The organism is Neisseria maigaei (assembly GCF_958267405.1).
In the GTDB taxonomy this organism is placed as follows: Bacteria; Pseudomonadota; Gammaproteobacteria; order Burkholderiales; family Neisseriaceae; genus Neisseria; species Neisseria bergeri.
This window is the reverse complement of the sequence record NZ_CATQFT010000064.1, coordinates 1-4,435: the sequence shown is the minus strand read 5'-3', so window position 1 is coordinate 4,435 and position 4,435 is coordinate 1. Positions and strand designations below refer to the sequence as shown.

Here is a 4,435-nt window from a genome sequence, read left to right as displayed (position 1 = left end):
TAACAAGGGAAGACTTACTCGTGGCTGCAACCCTACTAGCTCAAAATTTATTCACACATGGTTACGCTTTGGGGAAATTATGAGGGGATCTCTCAGTATTTGATTTTTACAAAATTAGTATTGCTCATATTACTCGCGAATATTCATTTAAAAAGGACAAGGATAATGTTTGATGTTCACGTTGTTTTAGATAATCAAATAGGACAATTAGCATTACTAGGAAAAACATTAGGTAATAAAGGTATTGGATTGGAAGGGGGAGGGATATTTACGGTTGGTGATGAATGCCATGCTCATTTTCTTGTTGAACAAGGAAAGGAAGCTAAAATAGCGCTAGAGCAAGCTGGACTGTTAGTACTTGCGATCCGGACACCATTAATTCGTAAGTTAAAACAGGAAAAACCGGGGGAACTTGGCGAAATAGCACGAGTATTGGCGGAGAATAACATTAATATTTTAGTGCAATACAGTGACCATGCTAACCAACTGATATTAATAACGGACAATGATAGTATGGCTGCATCTGTTACGCTCCCTTGGGCAATAAAGTGAACTTGCGATGGCTAATTTAATACGAAAAGAGGTTACCTTTGAGTCCTCAATAGCCGCGATAGGGGCGGCTATGTCTGACATTTCACGAGTTAAAATACTCAGTGCTTTGATGGATGGGCGAGCTTGGACGGCCACTGAGCTAAGTTCTGTGGCGAATATATCAGCTTCAACGGCGAGCAGTCATTTATCTAAATTATTAGATTGCCAGCTAATCACAGTAGTAGCTCAAGGCAAGCATCGTTATTTTCGGCTAGCAGGAAAAGATATTGCTGAATTGATGGAAAGTATGATGGGGATCTCCTTAAACCATGGCGTACATGCCAAAGTTTCCACGCCAGTGCATTTACGAAAAGCACGTACTTGCTATGATCATTTAGCTGGCGAAGTTGCCGTTAAGATCTATGATTCCCTTTGTCAACAGCAATGGATCACTGAAAATGGTTCAATGATCACATTAAGTGGTATTCAATATTTTCATGAAATGGGAATTGACGTTCCTTCCAAACATTCACGTAAAATCTGTTGTGCGTGTTTAGATTGGAGTGAACGCCGTTTCCATTTAGGTGGGTACGTTGGAGCCGCATTATTTTCGCTTTATGAATCTAAAGGGTGGTTAACTCGACATCTTGGTTACCGTGAAGTTACCATCACGGAAAAAGGTTATGCTGCTTTTAAGACCCACTTTCACATTTAAGTTGTTTTTCTAATCCGCATATGATCAATTCAAGGCCGAATAAGAAGGCTGGCTCTGCACCTTGGTGATCAAATAATTCGATAGCTTGTCGTAATAATGGCGGCATACTATCAGTAGTAGGTGTTTCCCTTTCTTCTTTAGCGACTTGATGCTCTTGATCTTCCAATACGCAACCTAAAGTAAAATGCCCCACAGCGCTGAGTGCATATAATGCATTCTCTAGTGAAAAACCTTGTTGGCATAAAAAGGCTAATTGATTTTCGAGAGTTTCATACTGTTTTTCTGTAGGCCGTGTACCTAAATGTACTTTTGCTCCATCGCGATGACTTAGTAAAGCACATCTAAAACTTTTAGCGTTATTACGTAAAAAATCTTGCCAGCTTTCCCCTTCTAAAGGGCAAAAGTGAGTATGGTGCCTATCTAACATCTCAATGGCTAAGGCGTCGAGCAAAGCCCGCTTATTTTTTACATGCCAATACAATGTAGGCTGCTCTACACCTAGCTTCTGGGCGAGTTTACGGGTTGTTAAACCTTCGATTCCGACCTCATTAAGCAGCTCTAATGCGCTGTTAATCACTTTACTTTTATCTAATCTAGACATCATTAATTCCTAATTTTTGTTGACACTCTATCATTGATAGAGTTATTTTACCACTCCCTATCAGTAATAGAGAAAAGTGAAATGAATAGTTCGACAAAGATCGCATTGGTAATTACGTTACTCGATGCCATGGGGATTGGCCTTATCATGCCAGTCTTGCCAACGTTATTACGTGAATTTATTGCTTCGGAAGATATCGCTAACCACTTTGGCGTATTGCTTGCACTTTATGCGTTAATGCAGGTTATCTTTGCTCCTTGGCTTGGAAAAATGTCTGACCGATTTGGTCGGCGCCCAGTGCTGTTGTTGTCATTAATAGGCGCATCGCTGGATTACTTATTGCTGGCTTTTTCAAGTGCGCTTTGGATGCTGTATTTAGGCCGTTTGCTTTCAGGGATCACAGGAGCTACTGGGGCTGTCGCGGCATCGGTCATTGCCGATACCACCTCAGCTTCTCAACGCGTGAAGTGGTTCGGTTGGTTAGGGGCAAGTTTTGGGCTTGGTTTAATAGCGGGGCCTATTATTGGTGGTTTTGCAGGAGAGATTTCACCGCATAGTCCCTTTTTTATCGCTGCGTTGCTAAATATTGTCACTTTCCTTGTGGTTATGTTTTGGTTCCGTGAAACCAAAAATACACGTGATAATACAGATACCGAAGTAGGGGTTGAGACGCAATCGAATTCGGTATACATCACTTTATTTAAAACGATGCCCATTTTGTTGATTATTTATTTTTCAGCGCAATTGATAGGCCAAATTCCCGCAACGGTGTGGGTGCTATTTACCGAAAATCGTTTTGGATGGAATAGCATGATGGTTGGCTTTTCATTAGCGGGTCTTGGTCTTTTACACTCAGTATTCCAAGCCTTTGTGGCAGGAAGAATAGCCACTAAATGGGGCGAAAAAACGGCAGTACTGCTCGGATTTATTGCAGATAGTAGTGCATTTGCCTTTTTAGCGTTTATATCTGAAGGTTGGTTAGTTTTCCCTGTTTTAATTTTATTGGCTGGTGGTGGGATCGCTTTACCTGCATTACAGGGAGTGATGTCTATCCAAACAAAGAGTCATCAGCAAGGTGCTTTACAGGGATTATTGGTGAGCCTTACCAATGCAACCGGTGTTATTGGCCCATTACTGTTTGCTGTTATTTATAATCATTCACTACCAATTTGGGATGGCTGGATTTGGATTATTGGTTTAGCGTTTTACTGTATTATTATCCTGCTATCGATGACCTTCATGTTAACCCCTCAAGCTCAGGGGAGTAAACAGGAGACAAGTGCTTAGTTATTTCGTCACCAAATGATGTTATTCCGCGAAATATAATGACCCTCTTGATAACCCAAGAGGGCATTTTTTACGATAAAGAAGATTTAGCTTCAAATAAAACCTATCTATTTTATTTATCTTTCAAGCTCAATAAAAAGCCGCGGTAAATAGCAATAAATTGGCCTTTTTTATCGGCAAGCTCTTTTAGGTTTTTCGCATGTATTGCGATATGCATAAACCAGCCATTGAGTAAGTTTTTAAGCACATCATCATCATAAGCTTTAAGTTGGTTCTCTTGGATCAATTTGCTGACAATGGCGTTTACCTTACCAGTAATGTATTCAAGGCTAATTTTTTCAAGTTCATTCCAACCAATGATAGGCATCACTTCTTGGATAGGGATAAGGTTTTTATTATTATCAATAATATAATCAAGATAATGTTCAAATATACTTTCTAAGGCAGACCAACCATTTGTTAAATCAGTTTTTGTTGTGATGTAGGCATCAATCATAATTAATTGCTGCTTATAACAGGCACTGAGTAATTGTTTTTTATTTTTAAAGTGATGATAAAAGGCACCTTTGGTCACCAACGCTTTTCCCGAGATCTCATCTATTGAAACAGCTTGATAGCCTTTTTCAACAAACAATATTCGTGCTGAGTTAACCAGTGATTGATAGGTACTCTTAAAATTTTCTTGTTGATGATTTTTATTTTCCATGATAGATTTAAAATAACATACCGTCAGTATGTTTATGGTATCATGATGATGTGGTCGTGACAATCTTAAGAACATTTAGGTTATTTTATGTATATTGAACAGCATTCTCGCTATCAAAATAAAGCTAATAACATCCAATTAAGATATGATGATAAGCAGTTTCATACAACGGTTATCAAAGATGTTCTATTATGGATTGAACATAATTTAGATCAGTCTTTACTGCTTGATGATGTGGCGAATAAAGCGGGTTATACCAAGTGGTATTTTCAGCGGCTGTTCAAAAAAGTAACAGGGGTCACACTGGCTAGCTATATTCGTGCTCGTCGTTTGACGAAAGCGGCTGTTGAGTTGAGGTTGACGAAAAAAACTATCCTTGAGATCGCATTAAAATATCAATTTGATTCCCAACAATCTTTTACACGTCGATTTAAGTACATTTTTAAGGTTACACCAAGTTATTATCGGCGTAATAAATTATGGGAATTGGAGGCAATGCACTGAGAGATCCCCTCATAATTTCCCCAAAGCGTAACCATGTGTGAATAAATTTTGAGCTAGTAGGGTTGCAGCCACGAGTAAGTCTTCCCTTGTT

At 39.1% G+C, this 4,435-nt stretch carries 6 protein-coding genes; 4 read left to right on the top strand and 2 right to left on the bottom strand.

What is annotated here, in order from left to right:
* Window positions 1–165: 165 nt before the first annotated feature.
* Together Q3O06_RS11080 and Q3O06_RS11075 are read left to right on the top strand one after the other, a co-directional pair.
* Window positions 166–552, top strand: coding sequence for a hypothetical protein (locus Q3O06_RS11080; protein ID WP_000460651.1), 387 nt, complete (start codon window positions 166–168; stop codon window positions 550–552).
* Between the two features lie 70 nt (window positions 553–622).
* Window positions 623–1,246, top strand: a complete 624-nt coding sequence (locus Q3O06_RS11075) for an ArsR/SmtB family transcription factor (RefSeq protein WP_001280391.1) — start codon at window positions 623–625, stop codon at window positions 1,244–1,246.
* Here Q3O06_RS11075 and tetR(B) read toward each other — a convergent pair.
* Window positions 1,224–1,847, bottom strand: coding sequence for a tetracycline resistance transcriptional repressor TetR(B) (tetR(B), locus tag Q3O06_RS11070; RefSeq protein ID WP_000088605.1), 624 nt, complete (start codon window positions 1,845–1,847; stop codon window positions 1,224–1,226). The genes Q3O06_RS11075 and tetR(B) overlap by 23 nt on opposite strands.
* 81 nt (window positions 1,848–1,928) lie before the next feature.
* Between tetR(B) and tet(B) the strand changes: the two genes are divergently transcribed.
* Entirely contained in the window at window positions 1,929–3,134 is a 1,206-nt protein-coding gene (tet(B), locus tag Q3O06_RS11065; protein WP_001089072.1) for a tetracycline efflux MFS transporter Tet(B), read from the top strand.
* Between the two features lie 112 nt (window positions 3,135–3,246).
* Here tet(B) and tetC read toward each other — a convergent pair whose 3' ends face one another.
* Window positions 3,247–3,840, bottom strand: a complete 594-nt coding sequence (tetC, locus tag Q3O06_RS11060) for a tetracyline resistance-associated transcriptional repressor TetC (RefSeq protein ID WP_000428546.1) — start codon at window positions 3,838–3,840, stop codon at window positions 3,247–3,249.
* A gap of 87 nt (window positions 3,841–3,927) precedes the next feature.
* Here tetC and Q3O06_RS11055 point away from each other — a divergent pair, with 87 nt between their 5' ends.
* Complete coding sequence (locus Q3O06_RS11055) at window positions 3,928–4,344, top strand: helix-turn-helix domain-containing protein (RefSeq protein WP_000275180.1); 417 nt, start codon at window positions 3,928–3,930, stop codon at window positions 4,342–4,344.
* Window positions 4,345–4,435: the final 91 nt, after the last annotated feature.